Source organism: Chitinophaga cymbidii, assembly GCF_007992715.1.
GTDB lineage: Bacteria > Bacteroidota > Bacteroidia > Chitinophagales > Chitinophagaceae > Chitinophaga > Chitinophaga cymbidii.
In genome coordinates, this window is the sequence record NZ_BKAU01000001.1 from 1,744,984 (window position 1) to 1,767,560 (window position 22,577).

General features: G+C 52.4%; 17 protein-coding genes and 1 tRNA gene. 8 read left to right on the forward strand and 10 right to left on the reverse strand.

Going from position 1 to position 22,577, the window contains the following annotated elements:
- Nucleotides 1–25 precede the first annotated feature (25 nt).
- Nucleotides 26–703, forward strand: a complete 678-nt coding sequence (locus CCY01nite_RS07105; protein ID WP_146859140.1) for a carbonic anhydrase family protein — start codon at nucleotides 26–28, stop codon at nucleotides 701–703.
- 68 nt (nucleotides 704–771) lie between these two features.
- Here the strand turns inward: CCY01nite_RS07105 and CCY01nite_RS07110 are convergent, their stop codons facing one another.
- Together CCY01nite_RS07110 and CCY01nite_RS07115 are read right to left on the reverse strand one after the other, a co-directional pair.
- Nucleotides 772–1,863, reverse strand: a complete 1,092-nt coding sequence (locus CCY01nite_RS07110) for a mannose-1-phosphate guanylyltransferase (protein WP_146859142.1) — start codon at nucleotides 1,861–1,863, stop codon at nucleotides 772–774.
- A 3-nt stretch (nucleotides 1,864–1,866) separates the two neighbouring features.
- Nucleotides 1,867–2,841 (reverse strand): KpsF/GutQ family sugar-phosphate isomerase, encoded by a 975-nt coding sequence (locus CCY01nite_RS07115; RefSeq protein ID WP_146859144.1) that lies wholly within the window; start codon nucleotides 2,839–2,841, stop codon nucleotides 1,867–1,869.
- A gap of 176 nt (nucleotides 2,842–3,017) precedes the next feature.
- Between CCY01nite_RS07115 and recQ the strand changes: the two genes are divergently transcribed.
- Together recQ and CCY01nite_RS07125 are read left to right on the forward strand one after the other, a co-directional pair.
- Complete coding sequence (gene recQ / locus CCY01nite_RS07120; protein WP_146859146.1) at nucleotides 3,018–5,222, forward strand: DNA helicase RecQ; 2,205 nt, start codon at nucleotides 3,018–3,020, stop codon at nucleotides 5,220–5,222.
- 96 nt (nucleotides 5,223–5,318) lie between these two features.
- Nucleotides 5,319–5,391 (forward strand) — tRNA-Phe (locus CCY01nite_RS07125).
- Between the two features lie 109 nt (nucleotides 5,392–5,500).
- On the opposite strand, the gene CCY01nite_RS07130 is transcribed toward CCY01nite_RS07125, so the two are convergent.
- From CCY01nite_RS07130 to CCY01nite_RS07150, 5 genes are all read right to left on the reverse strand, one after another.
- A complete protein-coding gene (locus CCY01nite_RS07130) occupies nucleotides 5,501–7,267 on the reverse strand; it encodes an FG-GAP-like repeat-containing protein (RefSeq protein ID WP_146859148.1) in 1,767 nt (588 codons plus the stop codon).
- 72 nt (nucleotides 7,268–7,339) lie between these two features.
- Nucleotides 7,340–8,686 (reverse strand): RagB/SusD family nutrient uptake outer membrane protein, encoded by a 1,347-nt coding sequence (locus CCY01nite_RS07135; protein WP_146859150.1) that lies wholly within the window; start codon nucleotides 8,684–8,686, stop codon nucleotides 7,340–7,342.
- 11 nt (nucleotides 8,687–8,697) lie between these two features.
- Complete coding sequence (locus CCY01nite_RS07140; protein WP_186830945.1) at nucleotides 8,698–11,949, reverse strand: SusC/RagA family TonB-linked outer membrane protein; 3,252 nt, start codon at nucleotides 11,947–11,949, stop codon at nucleotides 8,698–8,700.
- A gap of 246 nt (nucleotides 11,950–12,195) precedes the next feature.
- The gene (locus CCY01nite_RS07145; RefSeq protein WP_146859153.1) at nucleotides 12,196–13,410 is read right to left on the reverse strand and encodes a FecR family protein; all 1,215 of its coding nucleotides are present in this window, start codon (nucleotides 13,408–13,410) and stop codon (nucleotides 12,196–12,198) included.
- 45 nt (nucleotides 13,411–13,455) lie between these two features.
- Nucleotides 13,456–14,022: an RNA polymerase sigma factor gene (locus CCY01nite_RS07150; RefSeq protein WP_186830946.1), complete on the reverse strand. Its 567-nt coding sequence runs from the start codon at nucleotides 14,020–14,022 to the stop codon at nucleotides 13,456–13,458.
- A gap of 376 nt (nucleotides 14,023–14,398) precedes the next feature.
- On the opposite strand from CCY01nite_RS07150, the gene CCY01nite_RS07155 reads away from it, so the two are divergent.
- The gene (locus tag CCY01nite_RS07155) at nucleotides 14,399–16,150 is read left to right on the forward strand and encodes an ABC transporter ATP-binding protein (RefSeq protein WP_222614325.1); all 1,752 of its coding nucleotides are present in this window, start codon (nucleotides 14,399–14,401) and stop codon (nucleotides 16,148–16,150) included.
- Here the strand turns inward: CCY01nite_RS07155 and CCY01nite_RS07160 are convergent.
- On the reverse strand, nucleotides 16,136–17,248 hold the full coding sequence (locus CCY01nite_RS07160) for a glycosyltransferase family 2 protein (RefSeq protein ID WP_146859157.1): 1,113 nt from the start codon (nucleotides 17,246–17,248) through the stop codon (nucleotides 16,136–16,138). The two genes, CCY01nite_RS07155 and CCY01nite_RS07160, sit on opposite strands and share 15 nt — an antisense overlap.
- A 437-nt stretch (nucleotides 17,249–17,685) precedes the next feature.
- Here CCY01nite_RS07160 and CCY01nite_RS07165 point away from each other — a divergent pair, with 437 nt between their 5' ends.
- From CCY01nite_RS07165 to CCY01nite_RS07175, 3 genes are all read left to right on the forward strand, one after another.
- Nucleotides 17,686–18,840 (forward strand): glycosyltransferase, encoded by a 1,155-nt coding sequence (locus CCY01nite_RS07165; protein WP_186830947.1) that lies wholly within the window; start codon nucleotides 17,686–17,688, stop codon nucleotides 18,838–18,840.
- 93 nt (nucleotides 18,841–18,933) lie between these two features.
- Nucleotides 18,934–19,782: a glycosyltransferase family 2 protein gene (locus CCY01nite_RS07170; RefSeq protein ID WP_146859160.1), complete on the forward strand. Its 849-nt coding sequence runs from the start codon at nucleotides 18,934–18,936 to the stop codon at nucleotides 19,780–19,782.
- Entirely contained in the window at nucleotides 19,739–20,551 is an 813-nt protein-coding gene (locus CCY01nite_RS07175) for a glycosyltransferase family 2 protein (protein WP_146859162.1), read from the forward strand. The genes CCY01nite_RS07170 and CCY01nite_RS07175 overlap by 44 nt, the downstream gene beginning before the upstream one ends.
- Here CCY01nite_RS07175 and CCY01nite_RS07180 read toward each other — a convergent pair whose 3' ends face one another.
- The gene (locus tag CCY01nite_RS07180) at nucleotides 20,552–20,908 is read right to left on the reverse strand and encodes a hypothetical protein (RefSeq protein ID WP_186830948.1); all 357 of its coding nucleotides are present in this window, start codon (nucleotides 20,906–20,908) and stop codon (nucleotides 20,552–20,554) included.
- Between the two features lie 23 nt (nucleotides 20,909–20,931).
- A complete protein-coding gene (locus tag CCY01nite_RS07185) occupies nucleotides 20,932–21,183 on the reverse strand; it encodes a hypothetical protein (protein WP_146859166.1) in 252 nt (83 codons plus the stop codon).
- A gap of 89 nt (nucleotides 21,184–21,272) precedes the next feature.
- On the opposite strand from CCY01nite_RS07185, the gene CCY01nite_RS07190 reads away from it, so the two are divergent.
- Nucleotides 21,273–22,574 carry an MFS transporter gene (locus tag CCY01nite_RS07190; protein WP_146859168.1) on the forward strand — a complete coding sequence of 434 codons (1,302 nt, stop codon included), beginning with the start codon at nucleotides 21,273–21,275 and terminating at the stop codon, nucleotides 22,572–22,574.
- The last annotated feature ends 3 nt before the right edge of the window (nucleotides 22,575–22,577 follow it).

Here is a 22,577-nt window from a genome sequence, read left to right on the forward strand (position 1 = left end):
AATCATCGATTAAATATACTGACCAATGAAAGCACACAATAAAACATCTCAAAGCAGCCTGACGCCGCATACGGCCTTAGAGTACCTTCGCGAAGGCAACGAGCGTTTCGTGAGCAACCTTCGCATCAACCGTAACCTGCTGCAACAGGTCAACGAAACGAAGGAAGGGCAGTGGCCCTTTGCAGCCGTGGTAAGCTGCATGGATTCCCGCACTTCGGCAGAGCTTATTTTTGACCAGGGGCTGGGTGACATTTTCAGTATTCGTTTAGCCGGTGCCGTTATCTCCGATAACGTGCTGGGCAGCCTTGAATATGCCTGCAAGGTAGCAGGATCAAAGATCATTGTGGTATTGGGGCACACCCACTGCGGCGCTATTAAAGGCGCCTGCGACGGCGTGGAAATGGGCAACCTCACCGGGCTGCTCAACAAGATCCGCCCTGCCGTAATACAGGAAAAAACGATCAAGGGCGATCGTACATCAAATAATCACGCTTTCGTGGATGCCGTGACGCACCTGCATACAGAACGCTCCGTACAGCAGGTGCTGGAGCAAAGCGCGATCCTCCAGGATATGGTGGAAAAAGGAGAAGTAGGCATCATCGGCGCAGTATACGATGTAGAAACCGGCGTTGTAACTTTCTGCGAGCACACCAAACGGATCGGACAACCGGCGGATGAAGCGGTGGAAAGTTTAAGCGCGTAAGCCATGTACAAATAAGCAAAAAGCCGGAAGAGCAGTCACTTCCGGCTTTCTTTATGCGTTGATGTCTGTTAAAGGTATTTCTCTCCTTTATGGCGTTTTACTTCCGCCACATATTCCTTGATCTGCTGCTCGTTTTCTTTTTTGCAGACCAGCAGCACGTCGGGCGTATCCACCAGGATGAAGTCATCCAGCCCCTGTAATACCACCAGCTTGTCGTTCGGCGCTTTCACCATGCATTTGGTGGCGTCTATCACCATCACGTTCTTGCCCTGCACGGCGTTGCCGAGGTAATCTTTTTCGAGGTTCTCGTACGCGGAAGCCCAGGTACCGAGGTCGCTCCAGCCGAAATTGGCGGGGATGACGTACACGTTGTCCGCCTTTTCCATAATACCGTAGTCGATCGAAATATTGGTGCACTGGGAATAGATCATTTCGATCATTTCCCGTTCTTTTGGCGAGTTCAGGGCGGCGTTCTCCTGCACGAACAGCTCGTCCATTTCCGGGAGATGGTTGGCGAACGCCTGGAGGATGCTTTTGGTGTTCCACACGAAGATGCCGGCGTTCCAGAGGAAATCGCCGCTTTTCAGGAAGGTCTTTGCCAGCTCCAGGTTGGGCTTTTCGGTAAAGGTCTTCACCTTGTACACATTGTCCGCCGCCTGCTCCGTTTCGAACTGGATGTAGCCGTAGCCGGTATCCGGCCGGGTGGGCTTGATGCCGAGGGTAAGCAGCGCATTGTTCTTTTGTGCGAAGAGCAGGGCGTTGAGGCAGGTTTGCGTGAACTGCGTAGGGTCCATGATCAGATGGTCCGCGGGCGCGCAGATCATGCTGGCCTTGGGATCTTTCTTATGGATCTTGTGGGAAATATAGGCCACGCAGGGGGCGGTGTTTTTACGGGAGGGTTCGCTGACAACGTTTTCCTGCGGAAGATTGGGCAATTGCTTGCTCACTGTGGAAGCATATTGATGATGCGTTACCACGTAAATGTTCTCCGCGGGGATGAACTGTGTAAACCGCTCGTAGGTCCACTGCAGGAGGGTTTTCCCGGTGTTCAGGATGTCCAGGAACTGCTTGGGGTAATCCGTGCGGCTGTAAGGCCAGAAACGGCTTCCGATCCCGCCGGCCATGATGGCCACGTAAAAGTGATTGTTCAATGGTGTCATCGCTCAAATAATTCCTTCTCTGATTAAATCATGTAAATGTATAATTCCATGATACTGATCGCCTTTCATGACCAGTAGCTGTGTAATGTCATATTCCCGCATCAGTTCCAGGGCGTTTACGGCCAGCTCGCCGGCGCCGATGGTCTTGGGATTACGGCTCATAATATCGGCCGCTTTCACGCCCGTGGCGTCCATATTCTTCTCGAGCATCCGCCGCAGGTCGCCGTCCGTAATAATGCCTTCCAGTCCGCCTTTTTCATTCACCACGCCGGTGACGCCGAGCATTTTGGAGGATATCTCCACGATAACTTCCCGCAGGGTGCTGTTCAGCAACACTTTGGGCACCTGGTGCATACGGCTGAGGTCGCCTACTTTAAGGTATAGTTTCTTGCCGAGCGTGCCGCCGGGGTGAAACTTCGCAAAATCCTCCGCAGTAAAGCCTTTCAGCTCAATGAGGCACACCGCCAGGGCATCGCCCATGACCAGTTGCGCCGTTGTGCTGGACGTAGGGGCCAGGTTGTTGGGGCAGGCTTCCTGGGATACAGTGGTGTTCAGCACAAAATGTGCCGACTGCGCCAGGTAGGAGTCCATCTTCCCGACCATGGCCACCAGCGTATTTCCCATGTTCTTCAGCAGCGGCACCAGCACCTTGATCTCCGGCGATTCCCCGCTTTTGGATATGCAAAGCACCACATCGTCCGGGGTGATCATCCCCAGATCGCCGTGGATGGCGTCTGCAGCGTGCATAAATAAAGCGGGTGTACCGGTGGAATTGAGGGTGGCAACGATCTTTTGCGCAATAACAGCGCTCTTACCTATTCCGGTGATCACCACCCGGCCCCGGCAATGCGCGACCAGGTTCACCGTTTGCTCGAAGTCATCATTGATGAACTGCTCCAAACCCTCAATAGCTAAGGCTTCCAGCTTAACGGTCCTCTTTCCTGTTTCCCGGATATTAACGGTAGTCTTCTGTTTCATGCGGCACCGCAAATTTATCAATTTTTAATCAAGGCCGGCGATCATATAAATTATATTGTCTTAAAGTAGTTTTTTGAGTAATTTCGTGTCCCCCAAAAATACATGTTGAATAAATTTCATCTATCGGTTCTGTTGATTTCGTCTCTGGATTACACTAGTACTAAACATTTTACGTGATGGCAGTTGCAAAGGTAAGTTTGTTGGATGCATTACACGAACATTTTGGGTTTGACTCCTTTAAGGGAAACCAGGAGAAGATCATTAAAAATATACTTTCCGGTAAAGATACTTTCGTGATAATGCCTACCGGCGGTGGTAAATCGCTGTGTTATCAGCTCCCGGCGCTGATGAGCCCGGGTGTGGCGCTCATCGTGAGCCCGCTGATCGCATTAATGAAAAATCAGGTGGACCTTGTGCGTTCCTACAGCAGTAAAGACAATGTGGCGCACTTCCTCAATTCCACCCTCACCAAGGCCCAGATCAAAAAAGTACGCACGGACCTGCAGTCCGGCAAAACAAAAATGCTATATGTAGCGCCCGAAACGCTCACCAAGCAGGAGAATATCGACTTTTTCAAAGAGCTGGAAATATCCTTCATCGCGGTGGACGAGGCGCACTGTATCTCCGAGTGGGGGCACGACTTCCGGCCTGAATACCGCAGGCTGAAAGAGATGATCGACATGATCAACGACAAGCTGCCCATCATCGCCCTGACGGCTACCGCTACGCCGAAAGTGCAAAGCGATATTGTAAAGAACCTCGAACTGCGGTCCCCGCAGATATTCATATCCTCCTTCAACCGCCCTAACCTGTACTACGAGATCAGGCCAAAGCGCAAGAAGGACCACACCATCAAGGAGATCGTCAAGTTCATTCATCTGCATAAAGGCAAAAGCGGCATCATCTACACCCTCAACCGCAAAACCACGGAAGAGCTGGCCGATATGCTCGTGGCCAACGGCATCAAGGCCGTAGCCTACCACGCCGGGCTGGACGCCACTACCCGCGCGCAGCGGCAGGACATGTTCCTGCTGGAAGAAGTGGAAGTGATCGTGGCCACCATCGCCTTCGGCATGGGGATCGACAAACCGGACGTGCGCTTCGTGATCCACTACAACATTCCCAAAAGCCTCGAAAACTACTACCAGGAAACCGGCCGCGCCGGGCGGGACGGGCTGGAAGGCATCTGCGTCTGCTTCTATTCATATGAGGACGTGCAGAAGCTGGAACACCTGATGCGCGACAAATCGCTCAGCGAACGGGAAATGGGCGCGCAGCTCATTAACGAAACCGTAGCGTACGCGGAAAGCGCCGTCTGCCGCCGGAAGGTGATCCTCCATTACTTTGGTGAAAAATACGAGGGGGAGAACTGCGGTAAATGTGATAACTGCCTGAACCCGAAAGAAAAGATAGAAGTGAAGAACCGCGTGGTGATCGCGCTGAAGGCCATCCAGAAGCTGGAAGAGCGCTTTGGTACCGACTATGTGGTGAACATCATCACCGGCAAAACCAACCCGCAGATCACTACTTTCCGCCACGACAAACTGGATGTGTTCGGGGAAGGGAAGGAGTTCGACGCGCATTTCTGGAACTCCCTCATCCGGCAAATGATGCTGGAAGGGCTGATAGAAAAGGACATTGAAGAATACGGACTGCTGAAGATCACCGAAAAAGGCCGCAAGTTCATCAAGAAACCTTTCTCCATCTGGGTGGCGCTGAACCACCAGTTCGAAGAAGAAAGCGGCGTGGACGAAGAAGACGGACAGGCGGGCGAAGCCCAGGCTTCCGCCGATCCCGTGCTCTTTGAAATGCTGAAAGAGCTGCGCAAGAAAGTAGCGAAAGAAAAGAACCTGCCGCCGTTCGTGATCTTCCTCGAAACCTCGCTGGAAGACATGGCAACCCAATATCCCACTACCGTTCAGGAACTGGAAAAGATCCAGGGCGTGAGCAAGGGAAAAGCGATCCGCTATGGCAAAGTGTTCGTAGACGTGATCTCCCGCTTCGTGGAGGAAAACGACATTGTGAAGCCGGACGATTTTGTGATGAAAAGCGTGGTGAACAAGAGCGGCCTGAAAGTGTTCATCATTCAGAACATCGACAAAAAAATGCCGCTGGATACCATCGCCCGGAACAAGGAACTGAGCATTCCCCAGCTGCTGGACGAAATGGAAACGATTGTAGCCAGCGGTACAAAACTGAATCTTGACTATTGCATCGATGAGGAGCTGGACGATTATGCGCAGGACGAGATCATCGAATATTTCAAAGGCTGCGAAACCTCCAGCCTGGCCGTGGCCAAGGAAGAGCTGGCGGAAGGTAACTACACGATCGAACAGCTGAAGCTGGTGCGGATCAAGTTCCTGGTGGAATACGGCAACTGATACCTCCGGGCGTGGCCGGCAAGAAATTATGCAATAAACTTTTGTTTTTTAAAAGATTGTCTTACTTTTGCAGTCCCCTTTACAAAAGGGGCGTTTGGTGCGGTAGCTCAGTTGGTAGAGCAAAGGACTGAAAATCCTTGTGTCGCCGGTTCGATCCCGGCCCACACCACGAAAAAAGAGATCATTTTCATGATCTCTTTTTTTATGCCCTTTTTCCGCAGTTCATGCGGAGAATAAGCGCTCTATTCTCCGCATGAACTTTTTTGGAAGGAACCCCATCAGTTTATTCTCGCCTCAATATTCAGCTCCACCGTATCCTCCTGCGGCGGCAAACACTGGTCATCATTACAGGTCTGAAAAGTCACTTTGCATTTAATGTTGTACACGCCCTTTTTCACGTAAATCGGCGCGAGGAGCCGTTGTTTAAACGTTACATCCTTTCCTTTGTAGACTTCTGTCAATCCCATCGCCACAGATGCCGGCCATTCGGCAGGGCCTATTTTATTCCAGAGGCGGGGCAGTTCAAAAGTAACGCTGGTAACGATCATGCCCTGTCCGTTATCTACGCCGGTGGGGGCATAAATGTGCCATCCATCTTCAATATCAAAACGAACGGTTACTTCGAACAGCTCTGCACGCCTTACTTCCGCGGGGGCGCTGACGGTGTATTGCACAACCGGGTTGTCGTCTTTTACAATGTGCAGCATTTTGCGCTGTATGTCCACCACCGCAGCCGTGTCTGCGGGGGCTGCTTTTGCCGGGTTCTTTTGCCCCAGGAATACATATACGTAACCGCGGTGGCGCAGGGTCAGGTATTCCGGTTTTCCTTCCTTGCCGAGGTAATGCATTCTTGTTGTGGAATCTTTCGCGATCTTCTCCAGTATCTTTTTCCGGTCTTCCGCGGAAGTTCTGCCGGGGTCTTTGCCTGCGGCGGCGATGCCTGTTATTTCTTCATACGTCCAGGCGAGGTGTCCGGAAAAAATGCCGTTGTTCAGCGTGGGTACGCTGGCGCCCATGATAAGGTCATCTATGCCATCGTTGTTCCAGTCCCCGGCAAATACACGGGGGCCGCTGCCGGGGAAAGCTTTGGAGCCGTCTTTCGCGCGGAAGAGCGGCACACCGCGCTCAAAGCGGATCTTGCCCTGCTTTTTTACGCCGCGGAAAAAAGTAACCGCCGGAAGGTTCGTATAGTGGTAGCTGTTAGTTACCAGCAGGTCCGGTGTGCCATCGTGATCCCAGTCGGTTATAAAAGGGCTTAGTTTGGTGTCGCCGGAAGGTTCGCGTTTGCCGTATTTTTCCAGCACGGCGCTGTCTTCCTTTGTGTATTGCACCACGTCCAGCGGATCGCCGTATATGTCCAGCAGCCACTCCCGGTATCCGAATTCGGGATTTGCGCGGGTGCCAATGTTTTTGCTGACGCGCAGGCTGCTGCCGCCGGTCACCAGGTCGGGAAGACCGTCTCCGTCGATATCGCCGAAGCTGGCGGAGGAATAGTTCCAGTAATTGAAATCATTATTGGGGGCTTTAGGGTCGCCCGCCTGCTTCAGCTGCACACCGGGCAAAAAACCCTGCTTGCTGCCGCGGAACCAGGTGACCTCCCCGGGATGATATTGCCCGGTGATGAGGTCTTTGAAGCCATCCCCATCCAGGTCTGTGAATTGTGGCGTAAACCCGATGCAGCACCATTGCTTTACAGCGATGTTGGTTCCCTTGATGTCTTTCGCGTAGGTGAAATCATCCGTGAAGCGGGGCTTCCTGTTGCTGCCGGTATTGCGGTATACGCGGATGGTGGAGGCGGTGTCGCTGGTTTCAAACTCGCCTATCAGCAGGTCGTTCTTTCCATCACCATCCCAATCCCATAAAGCGGGTGCCGCCAGCCCGTGGCGTTCCGCCATTACCGGCGCGGTGCTGCCTTTCACGAGGAAAGGCATTTGCAGCCGGGGTGCGCCGGGTATGTCCGTGAAGATCAGCTCCGGAAATTTTTCCTGCGCCTGCGTGTGCGCAACGCTCAATAATATGCTTGCTAAAACGATCTGTTTTTTCATTGCCGATAAATTTTATCTGACCGGAGCATAAGAATGTTATGCCCGGCAAATATTTTTTCATACCCGTGATGATTACTTGTATCCTTCGTGCTGCTTGAGATTTGGATTGGCCAGCAACAGCGTGGTGGCGTATGGCAATACCGTGTCTCTCGGCTGCCAGGTGGGCTTTTGCGGTTGCAGCCAGTAAGTGGTGCGGCCGGTGCGGTTCAGGTCGAACCAACGGCTGCCGTTTTCCACCATCAGCTCCACTCTTCTTTCCTGTTCAATTTTCAGCAGCGCATCGGCCATATTGCCGGCGCTGGCATCTCCCAGCCCGGTGCGGCCGCGCAATTCATTTATATCTTCCATTGCGCCGTCCACATCGTTCAGGTGCGCACGGGCTTCCGCGCGGATCAGGTATTGTTCCGCCAGGCGGAATTGCACGAGATATTCGGTAGCGCCGCCGGAAGAAGTGGTCTGTGTATATTTATAGGGATAAAAAAGACCGATGCTGTTGCCGCTTCCTTCGCGGGTCCACGCGGCTTTGCGTTTATCGCCCGGTTCAAAGGCGTTCATTAATCCTTCGCGCAGCGTATATATCACCCTGTTGGGATCGGAGGCTACATAGGACTGCCCCTGCGCCGTATAGTTGTACTGCGACCACAGCTGCCAGATCGTTTCCGGGCTGTCTTTCTGGAATACGGTATTGAGATCGTCCGGTATGGCGTAAGCGGGATTGGTGATCTGCCGCGTGGCTTCCGTTTCCGCGAGCTTCCATTCCTTCCTGTACAGGTACACTTTCGCCAGCAATGCGCTTACCGTGGCCTTGTTGGCGCGGGCGCGGTCTGCGGAAGGGTAGTCGGCGTCTATCAACTCGTAGGCATCTTTCAGATCGCTTACGATCGCTGCATATAACGTTTCCCTCGAAGCATTGCCTGCGTAAGCAGATATGCTGACGGTGGTAGTGGTGATCAGCGGCGGATTGCCGTACAGGTTGGCCAGTATAAAATGACAGAAAGCGCGGAGGAATTTGCTTTCGCCCTTGATCTGCCGGGCAGTGGCCGCGCTGATGGTGTTATGTGTTTCCACGCCTTCCAGCAGGCTGTTGGCGAGAAAGATGGCTTTGTAATAGTTATTGAAGAACTGGAAGTTGGAGCTTTCCGTATAGGTGTTCTCCTGCGCTTCCTGTATAAGTCCGCCGGCACCGGGCCTGAAAATATCGTCCCCGAACAGGTCGGTGTGCATGGACATATCCCCGGAAATATTCTGTATGGCCTGGTAGGCGCCCAGCAATGCGGATACCGCCGTGGCGTCGTTGGTAAATACCTGGTCCGGCACAATGCTGTTGCCGGGTATCGGCGTGTCCACAAATTTCTCGCAGCCGCTGGCCGTTACCAGTAATGCGCTTATCGTTATGCTTGCTATATATGTCAGTTTCATGTTGTTCTTTTTTACAGTGTACAATTGATCCCGAAAGTGATCGTGCGCAGGGGCGGCATATTCTGGTTGCCGGATTCAGGATCATACCTGTACTTGTTCCTGTCCGCCACCCAAAGGTTCTGCGCATGCATGTACACCTGCAGGTTGGACAAATGCGCCTTTTGCAGCCAGGAACGCGGCAGATCGTAGGAGAGGCTTACATTGCGCAGGCGGATGATATTATAGTCCATCCAGAAAATATCGGATTGCGAATAAAACCGGGCATTGTAGGTAGATGCGGCGGTGGTGAACCGGGGCGTTTTGGTAAACGCTTCATCACCCGGTTGCTGCCAGCGGTCCAGCACCTGCGTTAAAGGATTTGCGCCGATGGCGCCCACCCGCGATGCGGAGATGGAATTATCAAATGCGCTGATGTGCGAGTATTCAAAAAAGAAGCTCAGGTTCACACCCTTGTAGGAAAATTCATTGGAGATGCCGCCAAACATCGGGTTGTTGCTGCCAACAATGGAACGGTCATCGGAAGAAATGCCGCCGTTCCCGCTCTTGTCTTCCAGCACGGGAACACCTTTATCGTTCAGTCCAAGAAAATGATACGCCTGCATCACCGATAACGGATACCCGATAAAGTACTGGCTGGAATAGGAGGTCTGCTCAATATTCGGGAAACTCAGCAGTTTATTCCGGCTGATGGAAAAATTCACCAGCGTGCGCCAGCTGAAATCCTTCCGTGCAATATTGCTGCTGTTCACCTGGAATTCCCACCCGGTATTTTGCAGCAGCGCCGGGAAGTTCGCGGGATAGCTGCCGTAACCGGATTGTGGTGATATGACATAGTTGATGAGCTGGTTATCGGTCCGATTGCGGAACCAGGACATGCTGAACAAAAGACGGTCCTGCATGAAACCCGTTTCCAGGGCCGTTTCCAGCTTCCTGTTCTCTTCCCAGCGGTAATCGGGATTGGCGAGGTTCGTGGGGAGAAGCGTACTGCCCTGGTAAGGTTGACCGCTTGCATAGGTAGTGATATAGCCGTAATCATCGATCTGATCATTACCGTTAATACCGTAGCTGGCGCGGAGCTTACCGAAGCTCATAAAAGGCAGCGCTTTTTTTACCGCTTTGTTCTGCGAAAAGATCCAGCCTGCGCTGACGGCGCCGAAGTTCCCGAAACGTTTGCCGGGCCCGAAGCGCGATGATCCGTCGCGGCGGAAGCTCAGGTTGGCGAGATATTCCTGGTTCCAGTTATAGCTGATGCGGCTGAAAAAGGAATTGTAGGCGTACTTGGTATTGTAGCCGTAAGTATAGATCGTTGCGGCGGAGGCGATGTTGTCCAGCAGCGCATCGTTGGTAAAGCCGGTGCCGTTGGCGCCGAGGGATTTTGTGGTGGTTTTCTGCCAGGTGCCGCCGGCCAGTACATTTACGGTATGGCGGTTGGCGTAGATGGTATAGTCGAGTTGCGGTTCCGCGATCCAGGTCTTGATGTTGCTGTTCCGGATATTCAGCCTGGCGTCTGCGTTATTCGCCTGGGAAGCGGATGGTACTTTCATCGTCTGATCGAGTATGGCATTGTCGATGCCCGCCGTCAGTTTCAGGTTGAGATTTTTCAGCGGAGAAAACCGTATCGCGAGATTACCATTATAAGTATTTGTGTTGTTATCGCAAGGCTGCATCAGGTACGCCAGCGGATGGCCGGAAGGCCCGGTGAAATTGGGACTGCCGTCTTCCTTGTACATGGGATAGCTGGCCGGCAGTCTTACATAAGAGATGAGATCTGATGTCATCAATCCTATAAAAGTGCTGGTAGCCGCGGCAGATGCGCTGATGCCCAGCTTGCCGCCAACAGCACGGTGATCGATACTCATCCGCACAGATTTGCGGTTGGCGTCAAAATCGCCGGGGTACACGGTGCCGTCCTTATGATAGCTGCCGTTTACCAGGAAGGTGGTGTTTGCATTTCCGCCGGATATGGACGCATTTACATCATGCGTAATGGCGGAGCCGCCGATCATTTCTTCCTGCCAGTCTTTCGTGTGCACGGTATCCCAGGTGAACAGGTCCGGCGCGCCGTTGGCGGTAGGAGTGAGGCCGTCGCCGGCAAAGGCTTCGCGGCGCATGGCGTTATACTGGTGTACGTCCATCAACGGCAGGCGGCGTGCTACGGTGCCCACGCCGGTGTAGGCATTTACGGCCACTCTTGTTTTACCTGCCTGTCCTTTTTTGGTGGTGATCAGCACTACGCCGTTGGCGCCGCGGGACCCGTAAATGGCCGTGGCTTCGGCATCTTTCAACACTTCAATGCTTTCAATGTCCGCGGGGTTGATGTTCAGCAGGGTGCTGATCATCTGCAAAGGCCCGCCGAGGTTCGCTTCCGATTCACGCAGGGGTATTCCGTTGAGAATGTATAAAGGCGACCGTCCGGCGTCAATGGAATTGATGCCGCGTATTCTCACCTCGGGCACTGCGCCCGGCAGGGAACCGGTGTTGGTGTTGATCTGCATACCGGGCACCCTGCCTTGCAGGGCCAGCAGCACGTTGTTCACCGGTTGTTTTGCTATTTCTTCCGCACGGATGGTAGTGACGTTCCCAAGGCCCATGCGCCGCGTGGATTGCCCATAAGCGATCACCTGCACCTCATCCAGCGGCGATACCGATTTACCGAGATATACGGTCAGCTGTCCGTTTTCACTGTTGGTAAAATAACCCTTCATGGGCTGGCCGGTAGGATATACTTTCCCGTTATTCACCCTTAACGTCATCGTGGCAAAGCCCACGGCGGAAATTTCAAAAACAAACGGTTCTTCTACGCCGTTGATGGAAAAATTTCCTTCATCATCGGCCAATATTACTTTGCCTGTGCCCTTCACCGAAATGGTGGCGCGGGGAATGGCTTCATTGTTTTCATTCACTACCCTTCCTGCAATATTGATGCGGACGGCGGTCCGGTTAGCGTCCGTTTGCGGGGCCGGTGTTGCCGGTTTGAGGGATAGCACGATGGTTTTCCCTTCTATGATGTAGTTCAGCGGCTGGCCTTTCATGACTACATCCAGGAAAGCGACCAGCGGCATATCCTGTACATCCAGACTTACGGGCCGGGCACCGTCCAGGTCCCCGCGGTTGGAAAATACTACATACCCTGTTTGCTGCTCGATGGCGGCAAATACTTTCTTCAGGCTCAGTTGCCTGCCGGAAAGCGTTACCGACTGCGACAAGCCGGTGGCTGACACGCTCATCAAAGCAACGGTTAATAAAAGGAAAGTCAATTTCATGACTAACAGGATTTTGGCCATCACCCGGCTCCCCTTCCGCCTGCTGCCCTGCATAGGTATAGCAAGCCCGGGCCAATTAGCAGTTTTTTGCATAATTTGCATTGGTTTGGTTGATAATAAATGAATGTATAAGCAACTGACATTTGGATAGACCAAACCTCCGCCGGGAGTGGTTCGAAGCACTCCCGGCTTCTTTTTTAATGGCCGGCGAATCCGCTGTTTAATTTTTTGTTTTTGTTACGCGCCTCAAGGCATCACCACCAGCTTGCGCCCCTGTTCAATTCTGAAATGCACGCGGGTGGCTTCCAGCGCTTTTAATACTCCCGAAAGCGGCATATCCCGGCTTACTTTACCATAGAAGTATTTATCCGGTATTCCTTTTTCATATACTACTTCAATGTTGTACCAGCGCTCCAGCTGGCGCATTACTTCCTGCAGGCTGGCATCATTAAAATTAAAGATGCCGTTCTTCCAGGCCATGGCCTTGTCCACATCCGCAGACTGAACAAGCACCGGCGCTCCGGGCTGCAACACCCCCTGCTGGCCGGGCTGCAATATCACCGGCGCGGCATCTTCACCACGCAGGCGGATGCTTCCCTGCAGCAGCGTTGCTTTGATAACGGTTTCATTCCCGTATGCATTCACATTAAAATGAGTACCCAGCACTTCTATGGCGGCGCGGCCCTGTACGCTTACCCTGAACGGTTGCGCGGCGTTTTTGGCCACTTCAAAATATGCTTCGCCCGTCAGCTCCACGACCCTTTCCTTACCCGTAAATGCGGTAGGGTATTTCAACGAGCTGGCCGCATTCAGCCATACCCTGGAACCGTCCGGCAGCACGAGGCCGAACTGCCTGCCCTTGGGCGTGGTCATGGTATTATAGGCCAGGTTTCCGCTGCTTTCATCCACCGGATCATATAATAGCTGCCCGTTCTTCATCACCACCTGCGCACCTTGCTGTGAAGCGATGAGGCCATTGTCCGCGCTGTCCAGCACCAACTGGCTGCCGTTTGCCAGCGTTAACACCGCGCCATTGCTGCCCGGTGCAATTTCCTGCGGCACAGCCACCACCGGGGGATTGATAGGTTGAGCGAGGTAATAGACCCCGGCTGTCACCACACCCAGGAACACCGCCGCGGCCGCCACCCAGCGCCACTTGCGCAGAACGCGGACAGGCGCCGCCGGTTGCTTTCCGGTAGTTTCGTGCATCTCCGTTTCCTTCTGCAAGGGAGAACGCTGCTTGCCGGTAATTTCCCGCATCATCGCGTCTTTCTCCGCGGAAGAAAAAAAGCGGCCAACATCCCCCATCTCTTCATAAACCTGCTGCAAAAGGTCTTCCACAACATGCTTATGCTGCTCATCAGCTACCAGCTCATCGAGCCGCAGCCTTTCCTCCTCCGTAGCCTGTCCCGAGATGACGCGCTGCCATAAATGACGGATATGTTCTTGTTCGATGGACATAATACAGCTTAAAGACCCCGGAAAAAGCGCCGGGGGGTATGATGATCAAAAAAATAAAAATAAAACAGCCAGCACGGCGGAGGGCACCTTGTCCCGTACGTATTCCCGTATGGCCTGCAGGGCGAGCTTCATGTATTTTTTTACCGTTTCGGTGGAAAGGCCCATCTCTTCGGCGATCTGCCGGTGAGATAATCCCTGCTTGCGGGCCAGCTCAAATACTTTTTTTTGCTGCGGTGGTAATTGTTCGATGGCTTTGCCGATGATGGGGAGGTAGCGGGCCAGGCCGTCTTCTTCGTGGATGATATTTTCCGTGCCGCCCTGGTGCTCCATGTCATGGAGCCATTGCTGGTATTTCAGGGAGGCCCGTGACTGGTCCCTGATATAATTATAGGTGAGGTTACGGGTTAAAATAAACAGGTACTGACTAAACCGCTCGATGCCCGGCAGGGAAGCGCGGGCATTCCAGATCTTTATGAACACGTCCTGCACGATCTCCTGCGATATTTCCCGGGAAGCGGTGACCTTGTATACAAAGGCGCCCAGGTGATCGCTGTAGGCATATAGCAGCTCCTTAAATGCTGATTCATCGCCATCCGCTACGCGGAGCAACAATTCCCGTTCATTATGTAAACCATTGTATAACAATCCGCAGGTCTGCTTTCAGTCGGGCTAAAATTAGTAAAAAGTTCGTAATGGCTTTTACGGGGATGCAGCCTCCATTTTCCCCGTGTCAACCCAAAAAAATGTTAAAATATGCCTGCCCCGTCTTTCGCCGGAAGAAGCGGCAATGCCCGTCACGCCGCTATAAAAGCGGAAAAAGGCCGGCGGCCGCTACATTTTCTTCTATTACATGACTAAAAAAGGTTGGATATTTGACGGCGAGAATGATAAAGGCGTCTGCCAGACAATTTATATTGATTTTATGAAGGTGTATTTCCGGTTGTTGTCGTTTGCAAAACCAATTTATAAGTATGCGATACCATACGTTTTGTTCACATTGCTGGCTATCCTGTTTGGCACATTGAACCTTGCGCTGCTGGCGCCGCTGTTGACAACGTTGTTCGACCACGGCACGAGCGTGCCTGTCCGCCCGGAGAATTCGTACGACATCTTCAAGATGTTCAACTATTATACGGCCATCGCCAAATCGAAATATGATCCTTTTGATACCCTGCTCGGCGTTTGCGCGGTGATCGTTACTTCCGTACTGCTCAGCAATATCTTCCGTTACCTGTCCGAACGCACGATGGAAAACCTGCGCATTCACACTTTGCTGAACCTGCGCCGCACGGTTTTCAATAATGTGATCAACCTGCATCTCGGGTTTTTCAGTAATGAAAGGAAAGGCGACATCATGTCTAAAGTCTCCGCGGACGTGCAGGTGGTGCAGTTTTCCGTAACAGGAACGCTGCAGGTGATCTTCAAGGAACCGGTGACGATCATCGTGTACCTGGTATCCCTGTTCATCATCTCCTACAAGCTCACGCTGATAGCATTGCTGGTAGCGCCGGTGGGCGGTTTTGTGATTTCCCGGATCGTGAAGAAGCTGAAGCACCAGGCAATAGCTTCCCATCAATCCTACGGCACTATGATCAGCTACCTGGATGAAGCATTGAACGGCATGCGAGTGATCAAGGCGTTTAACGCCATCCGCTTTATCACCAACCGTTTCAACGGTGAGAACGAACGTTACTCGGGCATCATCCGTTCCATGGTCAAAAGGCAGCAACTGGCATCGCCGGTATCTGAATTCATGGGGGTTTTTATGGTAGCGGGTATTCTGGTATACGGCGGATCGCTGGTGCTCAACAAACAGGGCGAGCTGGATGCGGCCACCTTCATCGCATACATCGTTCTTTTCTCGCAGCTGCTGCGCCCCGCCAAAGCCATCGGCCTGGCATTTACCAATATCCACTCCGGCATCGCGGCGGGCGAGCGCGTACTGGCGCTGATCGACGAGCAGGCGAAGTACCAGGACAGACCGGGCGCGCGGCCGGTGGACGGCTTTCATGAAAAGATCACTTTCGAGAATATATCTTTTGCCTACGATGGCAAACCGGTATTGAAAGATGTATCCTTCGAAATACCGAAGGGAAAGAAAGTTGCATTGGTTGGCCCTTCGGGCGGAGGCAAATCCACGATGATGGACCTGCTTCCCCGTTTTATCCACCCCGATTCCGGGCGTGTGCTGATCGATGGTACGGATATGCAGGACGTGCAGGTGGAATCGCTGCGCTCGCTGATGGGCATCGTCAACCAGGATTCCATTCTTTTTAACGATACGATCTTTAACAATATCGCCTTTGGCAAGCCCGACGCTACGCAGGAAGAGGTGGAAGCGGCGGCGCGCATCGCCAACGCGCATGATTTTATCATGAGCACGGAAAACGGGTACCAGACAAATATCGGTGACAAAGGTTCCAAGCTGTCCGGCGGACAGCGCCAGCGTTTGTGCATTGCCCGCGCCGTGCTCAACAATCCGCCCATCATGTTGCTGGACGAAGCTACTTCCGCGCTGGACACTGCTTCGGAGCGGCTGGTGCAGGATGCGCTGAATAACCTGATGATGAACCGTACCTGCCTGATCATCGCGCACCGCCTCAGCACCATCCAGGATGCGGATATTATCCTGGTGCTGGAAAACGGGCGTATCATCGAAAGGGGAACGCATCAGCAGCTGGTGAGCCACCAGGGACAGTACCGTTCGCTGATAGACATGCAGAAGTTAATGACGCATTAAGAAGGCTGCGGTCAATAGTAAAAGGATCAGGATCATTTTGATGATCTTCCAGCGGTTCAGGCGGAAGGCGCTGGGGTGGGGTTTTACAAAACCCATGTCTACCCGCCGCGCGAATTGACGGAAACGGAAAGATTTCAGTACGCCGGTCAACCCGCCCAGCTCATGACAGTTTTTGGCCCAGAAAAGATAAAAAGCTACCGCGGGCGATGCCGTTTTCCCCACTTTCACCGCTTTCAGCCAGTTGGTGAAAAGCTCTGCAATTACTACGCTCGCGGCGGCCACACTCACCCAGTAAGCCCATCCTCCCCACCAGGCGAACGGCCATAACAGCAGCAGCAAAAAGAGCGTTTCCGCGGTGTTCGTAAAATCGCGATAGGTATAGTTTTTTATCGCGGGTTTCGCTGCCATTTCAAAAGCGCCTTCTCCGTAGCGAAACAGGCGCTCGGTCTGCACCGCGCCGTTATTCCACCAGGGGTGCTGCACGACGGCTTCCGGCACAGAGATGTACAATTCACCGGACCGCAGGCTGTTGCGCACGAGGAACTCGATATCCTCACCAGCTTTCTTCAGGGATGCGTCGAACAACGCAGGGTCCAGCCGCTCCCGGTTCAGCACCAGGTTGGTGGTGGGCGCCCAGCGCATCGCGGGTTTGTAGCGCACCAGGTTGAAATGGCCAAGGGTGCCGTTTATTTTCAGGGCATGCGTAACGGCATTTACGGGTTCGGGGAAATCCGTGACGCCAATAAAGCCGAGGGCAGGGGGGTGTGCTTCTATCGCTGCAACATAAGCGTGCAGAAGATTTTCGCCGGGCACGATGTCATCGTCCAGCAGCAGCAACCATTGGCCGTTGCCGGCGCGGATGCCTGTGTTGCGCGTTTCTGAAGGGCCGAGGTTGCGGGTGTTGATGATGAGTTTTATTTTTCCTTCCTGCTCCCAGCGGCGGATGCCGGCGGACACTTGTACGGCGGGGTTATCTGCTACCAGGAAATAATTGATCGTCCACCCCGGAGGGCGGGAAAGATGAATGATAGGCGACAAAAAGGATTCGGCCAAACGAAAGGAGGGAATGACAATGTCAATGCTGCGTAGATCTGCCATCGCATCAAAATTACTATTATCGCGTCCGCTTTCAAAAATTTAGCCGGTGGTTCCCCTGTTTCTGATAGAAGGCTTTTGCGGTCTGATAGGATATTCGCAAAACCAGCGGCGGATCAAGTCCGCCTCATCTCCACCTCACGTCCACCATGCGCAGTCTTCTTCTTCAGCGATCATGGCCGGCTCCTAGTTAAATCCGGCATCAAAAAAGCTGGAAAGATAAAATACTATCAATATCATTGTCCCAACGTTTATTCCTTTATCCGGACCGCATATTATTCAGGCGGTTTCAGGCCCGTCCTTTCATTTTGGATGATCATGCAGATGGCGGCTATTCTGCTTTTTATTTACTTTTACGCCCCGGCACAAGGCTTGCCGGTACAAATTAACACCGGCCCAGGGCCGCGGAGCATATGAAACAGATCCTCTATTTTTTTCCTTTGAATCCGGTTGAACGTAACACCGGCAGCATTTCAAGAGTGCTGAACCTGCTGAAGTACTTCAAAAGCCGGCGTTACAATGTGGATTTCATCAGCAAGCAGGATTGGGGGAACTACACGCCGCAGTCCATCGCCGCCTTTGAGCAATCGGAGTTGGCGGACAACCTTTGGGTGCTGAAGCGGAAACCCGTCAAGAAAAATCCGATTACCTATTTCTTCCGCTACAAATTATGGCATGTGCTGTTTGAACGAAAGCTGAAGCTGGCGAAAGGATCATTCCCCAATCACACTACATTACACCTGCGCAACCAGTTTGATGCGATACTCACCAAAAAGAAATACGACATCATCATCATCAGTTATGCTTACTGGGCAGATCTGATCAAAGACAACCCGCACATCGGGAAAAGCCTGACCATTATTGATACGCACGACCTGTTATCGTCACAACATCAGAACGACGTGGGCTTTGACCCAGGCGTGGCGCTGGCGGACGAACTGAGGCGGCTCTCCCATTTCCGGCAGATATGGACCATCTCGGCGGAAGAAACCTATTTCTTCCGTCAGTTCTATAAAGAAAAGGTCCGCTACATTCCCATGATGATGGACGATCCCGGCGCGGGCAACACCACTTTTGAGCAGCGTGACTTCGACCTGATATATGTAGCAACGGACAATCCGCATAACCTGGCCTCGGCGGAATGGTTCTTTACAAACGTATACCCGCTGCTACCCAAAACACTGCGCTTCTGCGTGATCGGCACGATCCTCGGCCATATACCGGAAAACCTGAACAACATTACGCGCGTGCCTTTTGCGGAAGACCTCCACGCTTACTACCACCGCTCCAGGGTGGCCTTATGCCCCATGCTCACGGGCACCGGCGTTAAAGTGAAAGTAGTGGAAGCCATGGCTCACGGTTTGCCGGTAGTTTGCTCGGAAGCGGGGGTAGACGGCATGCCGGAGAAAAGCAACAACGGCTGCCTCGTAGCCAATGACGCGGCGGGATTCGCGGAATACATCATGCAGCTGCTGCGCGACAGGGAACTTTATGAAAAACAGCGGCGCCTCGGCCGGGATTGTTTTATAAGGAATTTTGATACACAGGAAGTATATAAAAAGATCGATCGCGCCCTGAGCGATTCACTCCACTAACTGCCTGGAAAGAAAGAGAATAAATATGCAGTATCGGCATTTAGGCTAAATCTATTAGGAATAATCATTTAAATATTTTAATTTTCCATCTGTATGCGCCCCTCAGTATCACTGATAATTTCAACGTATAACTGGCCGGAAGCACTGGCCTTATGCCTGAAAAGTGTATTGCATCAACGGGTGCTGCCTGATGAGATCATTGTTGCGGACGACGGTTCGGGTGAAGCCACCCGCCGGGTAGTGGACGCCTTCCGGGAAACTTCTCCCGTCCCCGTAGTGCATGTATGGCAGGAAGACGAGGGTTTCCGGCTTGCAAGGATCCGGAACAAGGCGATTGCCACGGCAAAGGGGGAATACATCGTTCAGATCGACGGAGATATATTGATGCACCCCTGGTTTATCAGCGACCATGCCCGTTTTGCACGCAAAAACGCTTTTGTCCGCGCCAGCCGTGTTTACCTGAACGGCACCCTTTCAAAACACCTGATGGATACCGGCACCACAGCTGTTTCAATTTTTAGCAAGGGATTAAGTAACTTTTTCAGCGCTCTGCGCGTTCCTTTATTATGGCCTTTATTTGCAACGAATTATAAAAACAAAGGGGACGAACGGTATGAGATCCACGGATGCAACATGGCCTTCTGGCGGCAGGATGCAATAGCCGTTAACGGGTATAACGAGGATTTCAGCGGATGGGGGCCGGAAGACAAGGAATTTGTGGCCAGATTATTGAACAAAGGAAAAGAGAAGAGGTTTCTGAAGCTGGGTGGGATCGCGTTTCATTTATATCATAAAGAAAACCCGAAGCCAAACCTTGGGAAAAACGAAGCAATACTGAAGCATACGATATTAAATAACCTGACTAACTGCTCGACGGGCATTAACAACCATATTGTAAATGCAGAACAAACCTACAGTGGCACTGGTGATAGCCACCTATAACTGGCCGGAAGCCCTACAACTTGTACTGGACAGCGTTCTTGAACAAAAAGTCTTCCCGGACGAACTGATCATCGCCGATGACGGTTCAACGGACAGCACCCGGAAACTTATCGACAGGTACCGGGAAAAACTCCCGATCCCCGTGAAACATTTCTGGCATGCCGATAACGGATTCCAGAAAACGATCATCCTCAACCAGGCCATCGCCGGCACAGACTGCGAATACATCGTACAGGTAGACGGCGACATTGTGCTGCATCCCTGCTTTATCAAAGACCATCTGCGCGTGGCCGAAAAAGGATATTACATCCGCGGCAGCCGTGTGATGATCAGTGAAGACAAAAGCAACTTCTTCCTTATCCGCGACAGGATGGACCGCCTTAGCCCGCTTTCCGCCGGCATCAGGAACAGGATCAATGCGCTGCGCGCGCCCGCGCTCTCTCCGCTGCTGATCAAAAAGAGCAAACGCTCCGATAACGTAGCGGGATGCAACTGTGCTTTCTGGAAAGCTGATTTCGTAACGGTCAACGGTTATAACAACGAGATCAACGGCTGGGGGCATGAAGACATAGAGCTGGCCGCACGTTTTATCAACATCGGGCTTTCACAGAAAAAAGTGAAGATGCTCGCGGTTTGCTATCACCTGCATCACACCACGGTAAACCGGAACCGCGAGCCGATCAATTACCAGATATACGAGCACACCTTGCGGCAGGGGATCCGTTACTGCACGAAAGGGTACAGCAACTATCAGAAACAGTATAGCTGATCAACGCTCATAGATCAACACCACTTCATTATTCCGCTGCATATCCGTATTCAGCCCAACCGTTTTTGTTTTCACCGGCGTTTCTTTCACCGGGTATTTTCCCCTGCCGATCCCGAGCTGCCGGTCATTTTTCTTAGCCAGCAGCACTTCGTAGATACCGGTGAATTCCCCGAATTGCATCTGTATTTTCGCGGGATACAAAACACCGTTTTCCGGCGTGCCGATATGCAGTTCCATGATAACAGGGGAGCGCTGTCCGGGTTGTTTTACCTCCACTTTCCAGGCGCCGGTCCATTTATCCGGCTGAGCGCCGGCGGTTATGGCAAAACAGGTTAACAATAAACAAACAAAGGCCATTTTCCACATCGATGTAAAATACATCAATCCCCCACATCTTCCAACGCATCGTTGCGGCGGTGAACAAGTTTCATCAGCTCGTCAAAGAAAACAGGCTGCAACCACAGCCGCTCCAGCTTTTCACCAAGACGGCCCGCTTTTTCCAGGTTTTCGTACATTGGTTTCCGGTATGCGCCCAGGTTGTTTTCCATTTGTTTTAACACCCGCTTTACCTGTGTAAGCCGCATTTCCGCATGCTTTTTTGTATGCCGTTTTCTTGATCTGTCCTTTTGCATAATGAATATTTTAGTCGCACATATTCCTTATCCTGCTGCTAATATTTTGCTAAATAGTTGTTAAAAGAATGATTATTTATTTTTGACGAATGACCACGAACCAAATTCCACTGAACGCATCCACATCCTGGCGGTTGAAAGCAATTTTCACCGGCTCCATCGGTAACCTGGTAGAGTGGTACGACTGGTATGCCTATGCCGCGTTCGCCTTATACTTTGCGCCGGTATTTTTCCCGGAAGGTAATTCCACGGTACAATTGCTGAACACGGCGGCTGTGTTTGCCGTTGGTTTTCTCATGCGGCCTATCGGCGGCTGGCTGTTCGGCAGTATTGCGGACAGGCAGGGGAGAAAAGCGGCGATGACCTTGTCGGTTTTGCTGATGTCTTTTGGTTCCCTGATGATCGCCTGCACGCCATCCTATGAATCGATCGGGCTGTTTGCGCCGGTGATGTTATTGCTGGCGCGGCTGCTGCAGGGATTGAGCGTGGGAGGGGAGTATGGTACATCGGCCACTTACCTGAGTGAAGTGGCGGCGGCCGGCCGGCGCGGATTCTTTTCCAGCTTTCAATATGTTACCCTGATCGGCGGGCAGTTGCTGGCGTTGGGTATTCAGCTGCTGCTGCAGAAAGTTTTTCTTACGCCCACTGAACTGGCGGAATGGGGCTGGCGCATTCCTTTCGTGATCGGCGCCATCCTTGCACTGGTGGCGTTGTACCTGCGGCGCAACATGCACGAATCAGTTTCTTTGGAGCATAAAAAAAAGGAGAGAGGATCGGTGATCGTGCTTTTTTCAAAACATCCGAAAGCGGTGCTTACTGTAGTGGGACTGACGCTTGGCGGCACCATCGCGTTTTACACCTATACCACCTACATGCAGAAATTCCTGGTGAACACCGTCAAACTTTCCAAAGAACATTCCACGCTGATCTCTTTTTCGTTGATGCTGATCTACGCGATATTGCAGCCGTTCTTCGGATGGCTGTCAGACAAGATCGGACGAAAACCTTTGCTGATCGGCTTTGGCGTGCTCGGTACGCTCTTCACGGTGCCCATATTGACTGCCGTGAGCCAGACTTCCTCGGCATGGACCGCCTTTTTTCTGATACTGGCGGCGCTGCTGATCGTCAGCGGGTATACTTCTATCAACGCGGTGGTAAAGGCTGAGTTATTCCCCGCGGAAGTGCGGGCGCTGGGTGTGGGTCTTCCATACGCCCTGACGGTAGCGATCTTCGGAGGAACAGCGGAATATCTCGCACTGTACTTCAAGAACGCGGGCCATGAACCTTTCTATTACTGGTACGTAACTGCATGTATCTTTGTTTCGCTGCTGGTGTACATCACGTCCAAAGACAGCCGCAAAACTTCATTCATCGATAAAGAACAATTGTAAAAT

Excerpts from the sequence above, each read along its gene's own strand:
- CCY01nite_RS07180 (WP_186830948.1), bottom strand. The coding sequence starts at position 20,908 with ATGGCCTTTGTTTGTTTATTGTTAACCTGTTTTGCCATAACCGCCGGC.
- CCY01nite_RS07105 (WP_146859140.1), top strand. The coding sequence starts at position 26 with ATGAAAGCACACAATAAAACATCTCAAAGCAGCCTGACGCCGCATACG.
- CCY01nite_RS07175 (WP_146859162.1), top strand. The coding sequence starts at position 19,739 with ATGCAGAACAAACCTACAGTGGCACTGGTGATAGCCACCTATAACTGG.
- recQ (WP_146859146.1), top strand. The coding sequence starts at position 3,018 with ATGGCAGTTGCAAAGGTAAGTTTGTTGGATGCATTACACGAACATTTT.
- CCY01nite_RS07170 (WP_146859160.1), top strand. The coding sequence starts at position 18,934 with ATGCGCCCCTCAGTATCACTGATAATTTCAACGTATAACTGGCCGGAA.
- CCY01nite_RS07130 (WP_146859148.1), bottom strand. The coding sequence starts at position 7,267 with ATGAAAAAACAGATCGTTTTAGCAAGCATATTATTGAGCGTTGCGCAC.
- CCY01nite_RS07140 (WP_186830945.1), bottom strand. The coding sequence starts at position 11,949 with ATGAAATTGACTTTCCTTTTATTAACCGTTGCTTTGATGAGCGTGTCA.
- CCY01nite_RS07135 (WP_146859150.1), bottom strand. The coding sequence starts at position 8,686 with ATGAAACTGACATATATAGCAAGCATAACGATAAGCGCATTACTGGTA.
- CCY01nite_RS07110 (WP_146859142.1), bottom strand. The coding sequence starts at position 1,863 with ATGACACCATTGAACAATCACTTTTACGTGGCCATCATGGCCGGCGGG.
- CCY01nite_RS07115 (WP_146859144.1), bottom strand. The coding sequence starts at position 2,841 with ATGAAACAGAAGACTACCGTTAATATCCGGGAAACAGGAAAGAGGACC.
- CCY01nite_RS07160 (WP_146859157.1), bottom strand. The coding sequence starts at position 17,248 with ATGGCAGATCTACGCAGCATTGACATTGTCATTCCCTCCTTTCGTTTG.
- CCY01nite_RS07190 (WP_146859168.1), top strand. The coding sequence starts at position 21,273 with ATGACCACGAACCAAATTCCACTGAACGCATCCACATCCTGGCGGTTG.
- CCY01nite_RS07145 (WP_146859153.1), bottom strand. The coding sequence starts at position 13,410 with ATGTCCATCGAACAAGAACATATCCGTCATTTATGGCAGCGCGTCATC.
- CCY01nite_RS07185 (WP_146859166.1), bottom strand. The coding sequence starts at position 21,183 with ATGCAAAAGGACAGATCAAGAAAACGGCATACAAAAAAGCATGCGGAA.